The organism is Coriobacteriia bacterium (genome assembly GCA_014859305.1).
Taxonomy (GTDB): Bacteria; Actinomycetota; Coriobacteriia; order Anaerosomatales; family Kmv31; genus Kmv31.
The window spans coordinates 25840-40459 of the sequence record JACUUM010000020.1 but is presented as its reverse complement, the minus strand read 5'-3'; the positions used below and the strand labels follow the sequence as shown (position 1 = coordinate 40459).

At 71.1% G+C, this 14620-nt stretch carries 15 protein-coding genes and 3 tRNA genes; 4 read left to right on the top strand and 14 right to left on the bottom strand.

Going from position 1 to position 14620, the window contains the following annotated elements:
• Nucleotides 1-2: 2 nt before the first annotated feature.
• The 4 genes from IBX62_05085 to IBX62_05070 form a co-directional block, all read right to left on the bottom strand.
• Nucleotides 3-95 (bottom strand) — tRNA-Ser (locus IBX62_05085).
• Nucleotides 96-163: 68 nt separating this feature from the next.
• Nucleotides 164-257: transfer RNA gene (locus IBX62_05080), tRNA-Ser, on the bottom strand.
• 113 nt (nt 258-370) lie between these two features.
• A complete protein-coding gene (gene ald / locus IBX62_05075; GenBank protein MBE0476454.1) occupies nt 371-1498 on the bottom strand; it encodes an alanine dehydrogenase in 1128 nt (375 codons plus the stop codon).
• Nucleotides 1499-1511: 13 nt separating this feature from the next.
• Entirely contained in the window at nt 1512-2351 is an 840-nt protein-coding gene (locus IBX62_05070) for an ATP-dependent Clp protease proteolytic subunit (protein MBE0476453.1), read from the bottom strand.
• 175 nt (nt 2352-2526) lie between these two features.
• On the opposite strand from IBX62_05070, the gene IBX62_05065 reads away from it, so the two are divergent.
• A complete protein-coding gene (locus IBX62_05065) occupies nt 2527-3687 on the top strand; it encodes a Fic family protein (protein MBE0476452.1) in 1161 nt (386 codons plus the stop codon).
• 1 nt (nt 3688) lies between these two features.
• On the opposite strand, the gene IBX62_05060 is transcribed toward IBX62_05065, so the two are convergent.
• The 4 genes from IBX62_05060 to IBX62_05045 all read right to left on the bottom strand — a co-directional run bounded on the left by IBX62_05060 (nt 3689) and on the right by IBX62_05045 (nt 6556).
• Entirely contained in the window at nt 3689-4489 is an 801-nt protein-coding gene (locus tag IBX62_05060; GenBank protein ID MBE0476451.1) for an ABC transporter permease, read from the bottom strand.
• The gene (locus IBX62_05055; protein MBE0476450.1) at nt 4489-5475 is read right to left on the bottom strand and encodes an ATP-binding cassette domain-containing protein; all 987 of its coding nucleotides are present in this window, start codon (nt 5473-5475) and stop codon (nt 4489-4491) included. The genes IBX62_05060 and IBX62_05055 overlap by 1 nt, the downstream gene beginning before the upstream one ends.
• A gap of 23 nt (nt 5476-5498) precedes the next feature.
• A complete protein-coding gene (locus IBX62_05050; GenBank protein ID MBE0476449.1) occupies nt 5499-5981 on the bottom strand; it encodes a MarR family transcriptional regulator in 483 nt (160 codons plus the stop codon).
• Nucleotides 5982-6049: 68 nt separating this feature from the next.
• Nucleotides 6050-6556 carry a DNA-3-methyladenine glycosylase I gene (locus IBX62_05045; GenBank protein ID MBE0476448.1) on the bottom strand — a complete coding sequence of 169 codons (507 nt, stop codon included), beginning with the start codon at nt 6554-6556 and terminating at the stop codon, nt 6050-6052.
• Between the two features lie 178 nt (nt 6557-6734).
• On the opposite strand from IBX62_05045, the gene IBX62_05040 reads away from it, so the two are divergent.
• A complete protein-coding gene (locus IBX62_05040; protein MBE0476447.1) occupies nt 6735-7607 on the top strand; it encodes a Ku protein in 873 nt (290 codons plus the stop codon).
• A 93-nt stretch (nt 7608-7700) separates the two neighbouring features.
• Here the strand turns inward: IBX62_05040 and IBX62_05035 are convergent, their stop codons facing one another.
• Nucleotides 7701-8501: a 4Fe-4S binding protein gene (locus tag IBX62_05035; GenBank protein ID MBE0476446.1), complete on the bottom strand. Its 801-nt coding sequence runs from the start codon at nt 8499-8501 to the stop codon at nt 7701-7703.
• Nucleotides 8498-9196: a TetR/AcrR family transcriptional regulator gene (locus IBX62_05030; GenBank protein MBE0476445.1), complete on the bottom strand. Its 699-nt coding sequence runs from the start codon at nt 9194-9196 to the stop codon at nt 8498-8500. The genes IBX62_05035 and IBX62_05030 overlap by 4 nt, the downstream gene beginning before the upstream one ends.
• Nucleotides 9197-9347: 151 nt before the next feature.
• On the opposite strand from IBX62_05030, the gene ligD reads away from it, so the two are divergent.
• Complete coding sequence (gene ligD, locus IBX62_05025) at nt 9348-11975, top strand: DNA ligase D (protein ID MBE0476444.1); 2628 nt, start codon at nt 9348-9350, stop codon at nt 11973-11975.
• Between the two features lie 20 nt (nt 11976-11995).
• Here ligD and IBX62_05020 read toward each other — a convergent pair whose 3' ends face one another.
• From IBX62_05020 to IBX62_05010, 3 genes are all read right to left on the bottom strand, one after another.
• A complete protein-coding gene (locus IBX62_05020) occupies nt 11996-12226 on the bottom strand; it encodes a hypothetical protein (protein MBE0476443.1) in 231 nt (76 codons plus the stop codon).
• Complete coding sequence (locus tag IBX62_05015; GenBank protein MBE0476442.1) at nt 12219-12746, bottom strand: hypothetical protein; 528 nt, start codon at nt 12744-12746, stop codon at nt 12219-12221. Before IBX62_05015 ends, IBX62_05020 begins: the two co-directional genes overlap by 8 nt.
• 207 nt (nt 12747-12953) lie before the next feature.
• On the bottom strand, nt 12954-13388 hold the full coding sequence (locus IBX62_05010; GenBank protein ID MBE0476441.1) for a nucleoside deaminase: 435 nt from the start codon (nt 13386-13388) through the stop codon (nt 12954-12956).
• Nucleotides 13389-13521: 133 nt separating this feature from the next.
• Here IBX62_05010 and IBX62_05005 point away from each other — a divergent pair.
• Nucleotides 13522-13611: transfer RNA gene (locus IBX62_05005), tRNA-Ser, on the top strand.
• Nucleotides 13612-14113: 502 nt separating this feature from the next.
• Here the strand turns inward: IBX62_05005 and IBX62_05000 are convergent.
• The gene (locus IBX62_05000) at nt 14114-14569 is read right to left on the bottom strand and encodes a DUF2383 domain-containing protein (protein MBE0476440.1); all 456 of its coding nucleotides are present in this window, start codon (nt 14567-14569) and stop codon (nt 14114-14116) included.
• Nucleotides 14570-14620: the final 51 nt, after the last annotated feature.

Below are 14620 nucleotides of genomic sequence, written 5' to 3'. Positions count from 1 at the left end.
TATGGCGGAGAGGGGGGGATTCGAACCCCCGAGACCGGGGTAACCGGCCTAACGGTTTTCGAGACCGCCGCATTCAACCACTCTGCCACCTCTCCGCGAGGTGGATCGGCGAGGCTGCGCTCCCTCCTCGGTGAGTCGCCGGCCGCCGTGTTCGAAGTCGGCCTGGCGGAGAGTCAGGGATTCGAACCCTGGGTACCGGTTCAAGCCGGCACACACGATTTCCAGTCGTGCCCCTTAAACCACTCGGGCAACTCTCCGCGTACGCCCCCGACCGCGGCTCTCCCCCGGCCGAAAGCGCAACCGCGAATATAGCAAGGTCCGCACCGTGCGGCAACGGAAGCGCGCCCGTCCCGCGCTTCGTCCAGCAGCCCTACCCGGCCTCTTCGGCGAGCGCGCGCTCCAGCGGCACGTACCCCATCCCGTGCGCCTCCGCGACCGGCCGGGAGACGACCTTGCCTCCGAGGACGTTCGCGCCCTTCGCGAGCGCGGGGTCCTCGGCGAGCGCCCGGCGCCACCCCTTGTCCGCGATGGCGAGCGCATATCGCAGCGTGGCGTTGGTCAGCGCGAGGGTGGAGGTGTTCGGCATCGCCCCGGGCATGTTCGAGACCGCGTAGTGCACGATGCCCTCCAGCAGGAACGTCGGTTCCGCGTGGGTGGTGGGCCGGCTCGTCTCCACGCAGCCGCCCTGGTCGATCGCCACGTCCACCACGACGGCTCCCGGCTTCATGCGCGGCAGCATGTCGCGGGTCACGAGCGTGGGCGCCCTGGCGCCGGGCACCAGCACCGCCCCGATGACGAGGTCGGCGCTCAGCACCGCCTGCTCGACCGTGTGCCGTTTGGAGTACAGGGTGCGGACGCGGCTGCCCCACATCTCGTCGAGACGGCGCAGCTTGTCGATGTCGATGTCGAGCACGACCACGTGCGCGCCCATGCCCATCGCGACGTGCGCTGCGTTCGCGCCCACCACGCCCGCCCCCAGCACCGCCACCGTCGCCGGCAGCACGCCGGGCACGCCTCCCATCAGCACCCCCCGCCCTCCCTTGGGGCGCTGCAGGTGCTCCGCGCCGACCTGCGCCGCCATCCTGCCCGCGACCTCGGACATCGGCGCCAGCAGCGGCAGCTCCCCGGTGGCGAGCTCGACGGTCTCGTAGGCGAGGCACACGGCGCCGGACGCGACGAGGCCCTCGGTCTGCGGCCGGTCGGGCGCGAGGTGGAGGAACGCGAAGACGACCTGCCCGGGTCGCAGCATCGCGATCTCGCCGGGCTGCGGCTCCTTGACCTTCAGCACGAGCTGTGCGCGCTCGAAGACCTCCTCGGCGGAGCCGACGACCTCCGCGCCGGCCCCGGCGTACTCCCCGTCGGGGAAGGACGAGCCCGCGCCGGCGCCCTGCTCGATCAGCACTCGATGCCCGCGCGCCACGAACTCGCGCACGCCGCCGGGCGTGACGGCGACGCGGTACTCGTTCTGCTTGATCTCGCGCGGCGCTCCGACGATCATCCGCGCGCCCCCCTCACTCGCCCTCGCGCTCGGGCCGCTTGTCGTAGGGCTCGGGGATGAACTCGACGGCCGGCCGCCGGCCCGGCTGCGGGTAGAGCGCCATCAGCTCGTGGAACTCGTCGGGGAACCGGTCGTTCACCGGCAGCCCCAGCTCGCGCGCCTCCGCCACGCCTAGCGGGAAGTCATGCGTCCAGCGCCCGTCGGCCAGCAGCCCCGCCGTCCGCTGTGCGCGGTCCTCGGGCAGAGTGCGGGACAGCATCCGGCGCGTGAACTCGCGCAGCTGCTCGACGGCCTTGCCCGCGACGTCGCCGAGGATCAGCGTGGCGTCCTCGCGGTTGGGGTTGGGCGTCTCCAGGGCCCGGAGCACGGAGGCCGCCGAGTACTGCGCGTAGCCCGAACGGACCTGCGGGTCGACGGGCCCGAGCACGGCGTTCGGGTCCATCACGATCTCGTCGGCGCCCAGGGCGATGAGCGTGCCGCCGCTCATGGCCAGGTAAGGCACGACCACCTGGACCTTGCCCGGATGGTCGGCGAGCGCCTGGGCGATCTGCCGCGACGCGAGCACGAGGCCGCCGGGCGTGTGCAGCACCATCTGGATAGGCACGTCGCGGGCGGTGAGGTGGATGGCGCGCAGCACTCTCTCGGAGTCCTCGATGTCGATGAAGCGGAACAGCGGCACGCCCAGGAACGACAGGCTCTCCTGGCGGTGGATGAGCGTGATGAGCCGCGAGCCGTTGGCCTTCTCGATCGCCTGGATCCTCCGCAGCCGCCGCAGCGCCAGGAGCCGCCGCTGCAGCGCCGGGAACAGGAACGCCAGCAGCACGAGCAACCAGATGATCTCGAGCGGCTGCACTCGGCTCCCCCCTCTCCGCCCGCAGGGTTCATTCCCCGAGGGGGCGGAGGGCGCTCCCGGATGCTGGCGCGGCCGCAGCTTCCATAGGGCCGCTTGCGGTCCTCGCCGAGCTTTGAAAGAATATCGTCGGATTCTTAGAAAGCTCCGGCGACTTCGAAAGGCGGCTTCGGAAGACGTGGATCCTGAGGAGTTCAGGGCGCCGTCGGCAGGCAGGTTGGTGCCAGCCGAGGGAGGCTACCTCGCCTTCGTCCCCGCGCCGCTGCCGCCCGAGATCGAATGGGACCGAGACCTGGTCCTTGCCCTGTCCCGTGCGGACGCCGCCCTCAGCGAACTGTCCGGGATCGGAAGCCAGCTGCCGAACCCACACCTTCTCATCGCGCCGTACCTGCGACAGGAAGCCGTCCTGTCGTCCCGGATAGAGGGCACGCAGGCGTCTCTGTCCGACCTCCTCATCGATGAGATCCGTCCGGAACCTTCGGAGAGGGGTGATGTCCACGAGGTCCGCAACTACGTCCGAGCGATGGAACACGGGATCGCGAGGCTGGGTGAACTCCCTGTGTCGCTGCGGCTGGTACGCGAGACACATGCGGTCCTGACGGAGGGGGTCCGGGGACGTCACGCCACCCCGGGCGAGTTCAGGCGGTCGCAGAACTGGATCGGCCGCCCGGGGAGCACGATCGAGACGGCGGAGTACGTCCCCCCTCCGCCCGAGGAGATGACCGAGGCGCTGAGGGACTGGGAGCGCTTCCTCAACACCGAGAGTGACCTGCCGGATCTGGTGCAGTGCGCCTTGATGCACGAGCAGTTCGAGGCGATCCACCCCTTCCTTGACGGCAACGGCAGGATCGGCCGCCTCCTGATCACGCTGTTCCTGTGCAGCCGAGGCAGACTCACCCGCCCGCTCCTGTACCTGTCGGCGTACTTCGAGGCCGGCCGGGCCGATTACTACGACGCTCTCCAGGGCGTGCGGACCGAAGGCGACTGGCGCACCTGGCTGCTCTACTTCCTTCGTGGCGTCGATCTCGTCTCGCGATGGGCGGCGCAGCAGGCCAACGAGTTGGTGCGCGTACGTGAGCGGTTCCGGTCCGAGCTTGCGGGGAAGGGCAAGCCGCTCATGCTCCTCGACGAGCTCTTCCGCCATCCGTACATGGACGCGGCAGCCGCGACGAGGCTCCTCGGCGTGACCGACCCCACGGCACGTTCCGCGATCCGCTTCATGGAGGAGCGCGGGCTCCTCGTAGAAGTCACCGGACGCGGGTGGGGGCGCCTCTACGCCGCGCGGCCCATACTCGACGTGCTGCAACGGCCGCTGCCCCGCCTGGAGGACCGCGCCTGATCTAGTCCCGCTTGCCGAACAGCGCCACGGCCGCGGTCAGGAACACGGCGCCGAACGCGGCGAGCACCGCAAGGCTGACCGGGACGGTGTAGAGCGTGAGCGCATCCAGCGCCTGCGGCGGCACGGTATCGGCGAGCATCACCCTCCGCAGCGGGTCGACGCCGTAGGTGACCGGGTTCGCGCGCGCGACCGCGCCGAGCCACGCCGGCGCTCCCTCCAGCGGGAAGAACGCGCCGGAGAGGAACAGCATCGGCATCAGCAGGAACTGCATCACGACCTGATGCCCCTCGACCGACTTCTGCCGCGCGGCGACCATGAGGCCGAAGCTGGTCATCACGGCGGCGAGCAGCAGCAACAGCCCGAAGACCTCGAGTGCCTGCACGAGCCCGATCTCCACGCCGATGAGCGGCGCGAGCAGCAGCAGGATCGCGCCCTGCATCATCGCCACCGTGCTGCCGCCGGCGACCTTGCCCAGCGCCACCGCCGTGCGAGAGACCGGCGCGACCATCACCTCGCGCAGGAAGCCGAACTCGCGGTCCCACACGACCGAGATCCCGGAGAACACGCCGGCGAACAGCACGTTCATGCCCAGCACGCCCGGGAACATGAAGACCCGGAAGTCCACCGCGCCTCCTCCGAGCCCGGACATCGCCGAGGCCAGCCCGGATCCGAAGACGAACAGGAACAGCATCGGCTGGCCGAACGACGCCACGATGCGCGACTTGTTGGCGAAGAAGCGCAGGACATCGCGGTACCAGATGGTGTACACGCCGTTGAGCTCGCACTTCACGCGCGCCAGCACTACTGCCTCCCCTTCCGCCACATCCGGCCCGCCATCAGCAGCTGCTCGCGGGCGCCGGCCTCCTCCTCGCGGATCGTGCGGCCGGTGAGCTTGAGGAACACGTCCTCGAGCGTCGGGCGCGCCAGGTTGACGCTGAGCACCTGCAGCCCCTCGGCGCCGAGCGAGCCGAGGACGGTCGGGATGAACCGCCCGCCCTCCTCGGTCTCCACCACGATCGTGTCCTCGGGCCCGGGCCGCGCCTCGACACCGTGCCGCTCGGCCAGCAGACGCCCGGCGCGCTCGTTGTCGGAGGTCGACAGCGTGACCACGTCGCCCCCGACCATCGACTTGAGCCTCGCGGGCGTGTCCAGCGCGATGATGCGCCCCTGGTCGATGATGGCTATGCGGTCGCAGATCTCGGCCTCCTCCATCGTGTGGGTCGTGAGGAACAGGGTGAGCCCCTCGGAGTCGCGGACGCGCCGGAGGTAGTCCCAGATGTGGCGGCGCGTCTGCGGGTCGAGCCCGATCGTGGGCTCGTCGAGGAAGAGCACGCGCGGCCGGTGCAGCAGCCCACGGGCGATCTCGAGGCGCCGTCGCATGCCGCCGGAGTACGACTTCACGTTGTCGCGCGCCCGGTCGGCGAGCTCCACCATGTCGAGCAGCTCCGCGGAGCGCTCCGCGAAGACCGCCCGCGGCAGCCCGTACAGCATCGCGTGGAAGCGCAGGTTCTGCATGCCGGTGAGCATGTCGTCCAGGGTGGGGTCCTGGAAGATCAGCCCGATGGAGCGCCGCACCGCGTCCGGTTCGCGCTCCACGTCGTGCCCGCCCACGCTCGCGCGGCCCTCGGTGGGCCCGAGGAGCGTGCACAGCACGTTGATCGTGGTCGTCTTGCCCGCGCCGTTGGGGCCGAGGAAGCCGAAGACCTCCCCGCGCGCCACCTCGAAGCTCACGCGCTCGACCGCGGTGAGCCCGTTGTAGCGTTTCACCAGGTCCTCGACCCGGATCACAGGTTCGGTCGCAGTCCGTCCGTTCACCCGCACCTCTCCTCACCGGACGTGCCGGTCTCGTCCGCGAACGCCTTCTCGATGACCTCCAGGCCCGCACGCAGCGCGCCCAACTCCTCGGCGGTCAGCGCCGAGAGCCGCTCGGCCAGCCGCTCCTCCCCGATACGCCGCACCCTGCCGAGCTCGCGACGGCCCTCCTCGGTGAGCGAGACCGGCACCCGCCTGCGGTCGCCTGCGTCGGAGCCACGCGCGACCCACCCCCGGCGCTCCAGCGCGTCGACCGTCCTGGAGGCGGTCGGCAGGCTGACCCGCCCCATCCCGGCGAGGCGGCTCACCGTGCTGTGTCCGTGCGCCAGCACCGCCAGAACGTGGACGTGCTCGGGCAGGATGCCCGGGCCCAGCAGGCGGAACTGCGCCTTCATCGCGCCGTGCAAGCGCGGCAGACTCCGCATGAGCGAGCGGGCGGCGCGGCGGGCGTCCTCGGAGGGGATGTTAGGACGGCTATCCATTAGTGGTGCTAATCTATCTGCCGGGCGCAGCCTGCGTCAAGTGGAGGCGGCGCCTGAGAGCGTCCCGGTCAGCGCGCGTGAGCGCGGCGCGAGGCGGCCCACTCGTCGTAGGGCGGGACCGGTTCGCCGACGACCCACAGGAAGTAGTAGACGCCGCTCTCGCCGAGCCACTTGAAGCGCCGCGACATGTCCTCGGCGAGCGAGTCGTAGTCGCGGAAGGACCGCAGGTACCCCTCGAACACGCCGAACTGCCGCTCGAGCGCCAGGAAGGTGTGGGCGTTGTCGATCAGCCCCTCGACCTTGCGCCGGTTGCGGATGACGCGCGGGTCGCCCATCAGGCGCTCGACGTCGGCCGGCGTCATGGCCGCCACCCGCTCGGGGTCGAAGCCCGCGAAGGCCTCGCGGATCCCCTCCCACTTCGCGTCCACCACGCGCCAGCTGATGCCGGCCTGGAACATCGCGCGCGCCATCACCTCGAGGTAGTCCGCCGGTCCGCGCGGCTCTACGCGCTCCGGGCCGCGGTGGTGCTCGTCGTGCGCCTTGCGCCGAGGACCCGCCGCGGCTCTCGCGCTCATGACGACCTCCCGTCCGGGAACCAGGATCGCTCACCTATGGATACCCTTTGGTGCCGCGGCCGGGACGGGAGCTGCCTCCTCCGCCACCGGCGTCCTCGGGTATATACAGCGGGCACTGCCGCAGTCCGGCCGCCTGAGGCGCGCACGCCGCGCCCGGCCGTCCTCGGGAGGTTCCGCCATGGCCCGAGCCATCTGGAAGGGCACGATCAGCTTCGGACTGGTCTCGATACCGGTGGGGCTCTTCGCCGCCGAGAGCAAGAGGAAGCTGGCGTTCCACATGCTCGACGAGCGCGACCTCGCCCGCGTGCGGCAGAAGCGCGTGAACGAGAGCACCGGCGAGGAGGTGCCGTGGGAAGGCATCGTGAAGGGCTACGAGTACGCCGAGGGCCAGTACGTCGTGCTCACCGAGGACGACTTCCGCGCCGCCGACGTGGAGGCCACCCAGACGATCGACATCAAGGCGTTCGTGGAGGCCGGCGAGATCGGCGTCGAGTACTTCGAGCAGCCCTACTACCTGGAGCCAGCCAAGCCGGGCCGCAAGGCCTACGCGCTGCTGCGCGAGACGCTGAAGCGCACCGGCCGCGTGGCCGTGGCGATGCTGGTGCTACGCAACCGCCAGCACCTCTGCACGCTCGTGCCGCAGGGTCCGATGGTGCTGTGCGACCTGATGCGCTTCCACTACGAGATCCGTGACGCCTCGCAGTTCGACGTGCCCTCCGAGGACCTCGACGAGCTCGGCATCAACGAGGGGGAGCTCAAGATGGCCGAGCAGCTCGTGGGCGCCATGGCGGCGAAGTGGGAGCCCGAGGGGTTCCGCGACACCTACGAGGAGCGGCTGCTGGCCACGATCGAGGAGAAGGCGCGCACCGGGCAGGTGGAGGCGCCCCCGCCGCCGGTGGAACCGGAGCGGATGGCCGAGGTCGTCGACATCATGGGGCTGCTGAAGCGCAGCGTGGAGGGCACGAAGGCGGCCGAGGAGACCCGCGGCGACGGCGGACGCGCGGGGAAGCGCGAGAAGGCCGGCGCGGGCGGCGGACGCAAGCGCAGGTAGCTGCGGGGATCGCGCCGGGCGCGAAGCTTCACGCGCGGGGTTGGTGGGCCTTCGGGCTCGGGGCAGCCGCAGTGGTGTGGGGATTCGCCGTGGTCAGCCTTCCGATGCTGCTCCGGCAGCTGATCGAGAGCGGGACCGGTGGGGAGTTCCCCATCCCGGTCCCGTGCGCGCGAACGAATAGCGCACGCTGCCGGCCGAGCATGCGTCCACGCAGGAGCCGCACAGCGTGCGCTCGGTGTGGAACGCGTCCGTGCGCGAGGCCATCTCGGAGACCGGCAGGCCCATCGGACACGCCTTCTCGCACGCGCGGCAGCCGGTACAGGCGGACGGGTCGCCGGCGAGCCGCAGCATGGGAAGACGAGCCGCCCGCCCGATGCGCGCGCCGAGGATCCCCCACACGCCGAACGGGCAGAAGTAGTGGCAGAAGCCGCGCTTGCCCAACGCCGCGGCCGCGAGCGTCACTGCGACGAGCACGTAGTACACGAGCAGGCTCGCGGGTGAGTCCACGCTCACCACGTGGGGAGTCATGTAGAGCAGGTCCACGCGCTGCCATCCTCCGGTCGAGACGGCGAACGCGGCGACGGCGCCCGCCCAGGCGGCCCACAGCGTGTACTTGACCCAGCGCAGGCGGCGGATCCGCCGGTTCGGCCTTCCGGATACCTTCTCCCACGCGGTCTGCAGCCCGTTGAAGGGACAGCCGTAGCCGCAGAACGCCCGGCCGATCACCAACGAGCTCGCGAAGATCGCGGTCCAGGTGAACAGCGAGAACGTGGCCACTCGCTCCGCCGTGCCACCCGTCATCAGCGCCGGCGAGTAGTAGTTGAGCGTCAAGGGCAGCGCGAGGAAGAAGCCGAGGATCAGCCCCTTGCGCACCATCTGACGGCGCGGTCTCATCGTGCACCCCCGCCCGCGCTCCGTCCGGCTCCTCGGTGGGAGCCGCCCCCGGCGCGCCGTCCCAGCCCGCCCACGTAGGCGCGCACGGCGCCGGCCTGTGCGGCCGTCATGTCGTCGGGCAACGCCGCGAGGTGCTTGCGCGACAGGGCGGCCGCACCGTGGGCCAGGCACCACAGCCCGTACGCCATCTCGGCGGGCCCGAACCCCGGCCGCGGCTCGAACGCGCCTTCCGCCGCGCCCGCCTCGAACGCCTCTACGAGCACGGTGAAGGGGAAGGCCACGCGCACGAAGTGCGCCCAGCTCTCGGCCGGGACGGTGAGCCTCTCGAACACGATGGCGTACTCGTCGGGCCGCTCCTCCGCGAAGCGAAGGTACGCCTCGGCCAGCGCGAGCACGCGCTCCTCCGCGCGCAGGACTCCGGACACGCGCCCCATGTACCCCCCGAGGACCTCCAGGCTCTCCATGCCCACGGCGCCCAGCAGCTCCTCGGCGCTCGAGAAGTACGTGTACAGGGCGCCGGGGGTGTAGTCGGCACGTCTGGCGACTTCACGCAGGGAGAATCCCTCCAGTCCCCGCTCGAGTATCAGCTCGCGGGCCGCGTCCAGGATCGCCCGGCGCGTGCGTTCCTGGCGCCTGCCGCGCGTCGGCGACTCGGGTGTCATCTCTCGCACGTCCCTCCGTTCGGCTTTGAACATGCTTCGTTTACTGCACGCTGTTCAGCGTAAGTCGCGACGGCCGAGGAGTCAAGCACCTCCGGCGCCGGCGGGACCCTACCGGCCCGCGCGCTTGCCGCCGGGGGTAGATACCGGGCGGAACGCACGCACGCCCGCGAACCCCGGAGACCTCATGCCGCTGAAGGAGTACCGCCGCAAGCGCGACTTCGCTCAGACCCCGGAGCCCAAGGGGGCGCCGCGCCGGGACAGTGGACGCCTGTACGTCATCCACAAGCATGCGGCGCGGCGGCTCCACTACGACCTGCGCCTGGAACTCGACGGCGTGCTGCTGTCCTGGGCGATCCCCAAGGGCCCCAGCCTCGACCCCGCCGACAAGCACCTCGCGGTACGCGTCGAGGACCACCCCGTCGAGTACGGCTCCTTCGAGGGCGTCATCCCCGCGGGCGAGTACGGGGCGGGAACGGTGATGCTGTGGGACCGCGGCGCCTGGGAGCCCGCCCGCGACCCGCACGAGGGGCTCGCCGAGGGCGATCTCAAGTTCGCGCTGCGCGGCGAGAAGCTGCGCGGGGAGTGGGTGCTGGTCAGGATGAAGCGCCGCTCGGAGGAGGAGGGCAAGGAGAACTGGCTGCTCATCAAGCACCGCGACCGCGAGGCCCTGGCCGGCGACGGCGGCGCCGTGCTCCGCGAGCGCGCCGGCTCGGTGGCGAGCGGCCGCTCCATGGAGGAGATCGCCGAGGACCGTCAGTCCGTGTGGCACTCCGAGGAGCCCGCCTCGGCACAGACGGAGGTACGCCCCCCCGAGGAGACACGGCTCGAGCCCGGCGATCTCCCCGGAGCGAGACCGCAGGCCGAACCGCCGCGCTTCGTGGAGCCGGAGCTTGCCACCCTGGTGCGCGAACCGCCGCCGGGCGAGGCGTGGGTGCACGAGATCAAGTTCGACGGCTACCGCGCCGTGGCGCGCATCCGGGAGGGGGCCGTCGCGATGCACAGCCGCCGCGACCACGACTGGACGGGGCGGTTCCGTTCGATCGCGGAGGAGCTCGCGGGGCTGCCGGTGGGCACCGCCGTCCTCGACGGCGAGGTCGTCGTGCAGCTTCCCGACGGCACCACCAGCTTCCAGACGCTCCAGCGTGACTTGGGCGAGGGGCGCCGCGACCGGTTGCTGTACTTCGTCTTCGACCTGCTCCACCTCGACGGGTACGACCTCACCGGCGTGCCGCTGACGGAGCGCAAACGGACCCTGCGGCGCCTCGTCTCGCGCCTCGGCCCGGGCAGCCGCGTCCGCTACTCCGAGGACGTCACCGGCAACGGCCCGGCCGTCTTCCGGCAGGCCTGCGGGTACGGCCTGGAGGGCGTCGTCAGCAAACGAGCCGGCAGCCGCTACCGCCCCGGCGCCCGCGGCAAGGACTGGCTGAAGGTCAAGTGCCTTCAGCGCCAGGAGTTCGTGATCGTGGGCTGGACCGACCCCTCGCGCTCGCGGGTCGGGTTCGGCGCCCTGCTCCTCGGCGTGCAGGAGAGCGGCGGGCTGCGCTACGCGGGCAAGGTGGGCACGGGCTTCGACGACCGCTTCTTGCGCGGGTTCGGGGAGCGGCTGCGGGAGATCCCTGCCCGTGAGCCGCCGTTGACGCGCGGCAGGGAGCTGGCGCCGAAGCGGGTGCACTGGGTGCGGCCGGAGCACGTCGCCGAGGTCGAGTTCACGGAGTGGACCGAGGACGGGCAGATACGTCACCCGTCCTTCAAGGGGCTGCGCGAGGACAAGGCCCCCGAGGAGGTGGTACCGGAGATGGCGAGACCGACCCGCGAGGTCACCGGACCGACCGGCGACGGGGCAGGCGTACGGAACGCTCGGTCCTCGGCGCGCGGCATCGGCGGCGAGACCGCCTTCGGCGGCGTGCGCATCACGAACCCCGGACGTGTGCTGTATCCGGTCGACGGGATCACCAAGATGGATCTCATCGAGTTCTACGACTCGATCGCCGAGTGGATCATGCCGCACGTCCGCGGGAGGCCGATCGCGATGGTGCGGTGCCCCGAGGGCATCCGCGCGCAGAGGGGCGAGGTGCGCGAGGACGAGCCCGGCCCGTGCTTCTTCCACAAGCACCCGGGCGAGGACTTCCCGGGGCCGTTCGAGCGCCTGACGATCCGCGAGTCGGAGGGGCCTCAGGTCTACCTCGCGCCGACCGAGCCGGCCAGTCTTACCGGGCTCGTCCAGATGGGCGTGCTCGAGATCCACGTCTGGGGGTGCCGCGGCCACGACGTCGAGCACCCGGACATGATGGTCTTCGACCTCGACCCCTCCGAGGAGACCCCGTGGAACGAGCTGATCCAGGCGGCGCGCCTCGTGCGCGGCGTGCTCAAGGGCCTCGGGCTCGAGTCGTTCGTCAAGACCACGGGCGGCAAGGGCCTGCACGTGGTCGTCCCGCTGGCTCCGGCCGAGGACTGGGCGGGCGTGCACGCCGCCGCGCGCGCCATCGCCGAGGGGATCGTCTCCTACGCGCCGGACAAGTACACCAGCAAGATGTCGAAGGCCAGGCGGGTCGGCAAGGTCTACGTGGACTACGTGCGCAACGCCCGCAGCGCGACATCGATCGCGGCCTACTCGACGCGCGCGCGGCCTCACGCGACCGTGAGCGTGCCGCTGCGCTGGGAGGAGCTCACGGGCTCCACGCGCTCCGACGCGTGGACGGTGCGCAACCTGAGGAAGCGGCTCTCCCACCTGAAGGGCGACCCGTGGGAAGGCTACTTCGACGCCGAGCAGACGATCACGCGGCAGGTGAAGCGCGACCTCGGATTGGAGTAGGGCCACCGCGGCCCCGGTGGCTACGCCAGACGGCGCACGTTGCGCGCGGCGGCGTCGGCGAGGTCCTTGCCCACCACGAGCACGAGCGCGGCCGCGAGGTTGTCGGCCAGTACCGGCAGGTCCGTGTAGTCGAGCTCGCTCGGCGTCTTGCCGATGCGCCTGCTCTCGACGTCCACGGAGACCGACGCCAGCACGGTCCCCACGATCGGCCGCAGCACCTCCTCGACGCGCGCGGCGAGCCGGCTAGACATCCGCGGCCCTCCGGACGCCGTCCTCCGGACTACGCCGCTCCCCGCCGCCGGCAGGGGCGCGACCGGAGCCGTCGTCGGCATCCTGGCACTGCGCACGCACGAACGCCTCCTCCTCCGAGAAGCGCTCGAGGAAGCGCACCATGGCGCGGCGGACCCGGAAGAAGTACAGGCCGAAGAACGCCATCGCGGCGATGACCAGCAGGTCGGAGGCGAGCCGGGTCAGTGTCGTGACGTCGTGCCAGGGCAGGAAGCGCACGACCCAGTCGGAGAGCACCGACGCCGCGAGACAGGCCACGGCAGCGAGCACGTACGTCACGTGCTCGGCGATCGCGGCGCCTGGAGCGACCCGCCGAAGCGCGAGCACGTCGACCAGCATGACCGCCGCGAGCACGAGCGCGACCGCGCCCACCGCGACGTCCAGCGCCCGCGGGACCATCGAGACCGTCGCCGCCGGCGCCGGAGGCGGCGAGAGCAGCAACATCGGTATCGTCAGCAGCGTGAGTCGGGGTGCGTCGCCCACTCGCCCTCGCTCTCTTGCCGGTCGTCACGGTATGCCCTCCGTCGCCCCGGCGTCTGCCCCCGGAGAACGACGGAGGGTCGTCGCACGGAGCGGTCTTCCGTCTTCAATCGGCAGGCGGGTCGCCGAGGATGAGCCGAAGTCGATGCTTCGACCTCGGCGTTCTCCCCGAGCCGCCCCCGCCGCCTTCTGCGGCCCGCCCGCCTCCCACTACCGCTCCCTCAACCGGCCGAAGAACTCGCGCAGCAGCTGCCCGCTCTCCTCGGCCAGCACACCGGAGGTCACGTCGAAGCGGTGGTTGAGCCGTTTGTCGTCGCTGAGGTCGTAGAGTGAGCCGACGGCGCCGGCCTTTGGGTCGAAGGCGCCGAAGACGAGCCGCGCGATGCGTGCCTGGTGCATGGCACCGGCGCACATCGGGCACGGTTCGACCGTGACGTACACGGTGCAGTCCGCCAGGCGCCAGCGGCCGAGGTCGCGCGCGGCGTCGCGCATCGCGAGCAGCTCGGCGTGCGCGGTGGGGTCGTGGTCGACCTCCCGGCGGTTGTACGCGCGGGCGACCACCGCCCCGTCGCAGACGACGACGGCGCCGATGGGCACGTCGCCGATCTCCTCGGCCTTGCGCGCCTGTTCCAGCGCCATGCGCATGTAGGTCTCGTCCGGGCTCACCCGCCCTCCCTCCTGCCGTGGCGCCGGGCGGAACCGCTATCGCCGTCACAGCGGATTCTAGCAGGGCGGGTGGTACACTATCGGCGCTTCGGGACGCCGTCGTGCCGGGCGCGGAGGGATGGCAGAGTCTGGTTTATCGCGGCGGTCTTGAAAACCGCTGGCCCGCAAGGGCCCGGGGGTTCGAATCCCTCTCCCTCCGCCACATCTCACCGGGGCTATCCACTCGCGCACAGCGCAGGCTGCGGCCCGGCCCATCCCGTAGTGTCGGCCGACGCTGCCTCACGAGCTCCCCTTCGTGGATCTCCGACGCCTTCCGGTCGATCGAACGGGACTACCCGCGGATGGTCGGCGCGAACTGGTTCCACGGGGCCGACGAGGTGGACTTCAGTGTGGACTCCTCCATGGAGAGCCTGAAGGCCTACCGGCGCGAGATGCGCAGGCTGGCAAACCGACGCGATAGCGACGGTCGGCCGGATGGGGTGCGGGTCGGCGGTCGCGGAGGAGGGCTCGTCGACGCGGGTGCCCGCGAGGTGATGCAGCTGGCGCGGGATGGGGGGCGCCACCGCAAGCGCGCTGGCTCAGCCGGACGTCTCCGTCATCCTGGCGTTCCAGAAGCATCTGGAAGCCGGGCTGTGATCGCGCCGCCCGAGGGAGCGCGCCGCGACGCCACCCCCTCTCAGGAGCGGCACGGGTGACCTAGACGCTCAGTACCGCCGTTCCTCACCTGCCCTCACGTGCAGCTTGTCCTCGATGTAGGCGATGTGCCGCTGCTCGTCGGCGTAGTTTCGCTGCAGCAGGTCGTGCACGTCCGCGGGCACGTCCCACTGCACGGCGTCGCGGTAGCTGCGGTTCGTGATCTCCTCGTTCTGGTGCATGGCCTTGAGCGCCTGCTCCCCGCTCACCGCGGCGCGCAGCTTCGTCATCCCCTCGATGAGGTAGCCCTTGAAGTCCGGTTTCGGCTCGGGCGGCTCCTGACCCAGGCCGCGTATCGTCGCGCGCAGATCGTCGGCGTGCCTGCGGTGGTCGTCGCGGTACCGCTGCAGGTGTCCTCGGACGTCCGCCTCGTCGGCGTGTTCGATCGCCTCCTCGTAGGCGCGCTCCGCGTCCACGTCCAGACGCATCAGGTCGCCGAGCTTCTCCACCATCTCTCCGGTGTCCATGCGCTCCTCGTGCATCCGTCACCCCCCCTCGGTCCGCTCTGAAGGACGGGT

Bases quoted from the DNA above. Each gene is read 5' to 3' on its own strand.
- ald (MBE0476454.1), bottom strand. From the start codon at position 1,498: ATGATCGTCGGAGCGCCGCGCGAGATCAAGCAGAACGAGTACCGCGTC.
- IBX62_05050 (MBE0476449.1), bottom strand. From the start codon at position 5,981: ATGGATAGCCGTCCTAACATCCCCTCCGAGGACGCCCGCCGCGCCGCC.
- IBX62_05045 (MBE0476448.1), bottom strand. From the start codon at position 6,556: ATGAGCGCGAGAGCCGCGGCGGGTCCTCGGCGCAAGGCGCACGACGAG.
- IBX62_05040 (MBE0476447.1), top strand. From the start codon at position 6,735: ATGGCCCGAGCCATCTGGAAGGGCACGATCAGCTTCGGACTGGTCTCG.
- IBX62_05035 (MBE0476446.1), bottom strand. From the start codon at position 8,501: ATGAGACCGCGCCGTCAGATGGTGCGCAAGGGGCTGATCCTCGGCTTC.
- IBX62_05030 (MBE0476445.1), bottom strand. From the start codon at position 9,196: ATGTTCAAAGCCGAACGGAGGGACGTGCGAGAGATGACACCCGAGTCG.
- ligD (MBE0476444.1), top strand. From the start codon at position 9,348: ATGCCGCTGAAGGAGTACCGCCGCAAGCGCGACTTCGCTCAGACCCCG.
- IBX62_05020 (MBE0476443.1), bottom strand. From the start codon at position 12,226: ATGTCTAGCCGGCTCGCCGCGCGCGTCGAGGAGGTGCTGCGGCCGATC.
- IBX62_05010 (MBE0476441.1), bottom strand. From the start codon at position 13,388: ATGCGCATGGCGCTGGAACAGGCGCGCAAGGCCGAGGAGATCGGCGAC.
- IBX62_05000 (MBE0476440.1), bottom strand. From the start codon at position 14,569: ATGGACACCGGAGAGATGGTGGAGAAGCTCGGCGACCTGATGCGTCTG.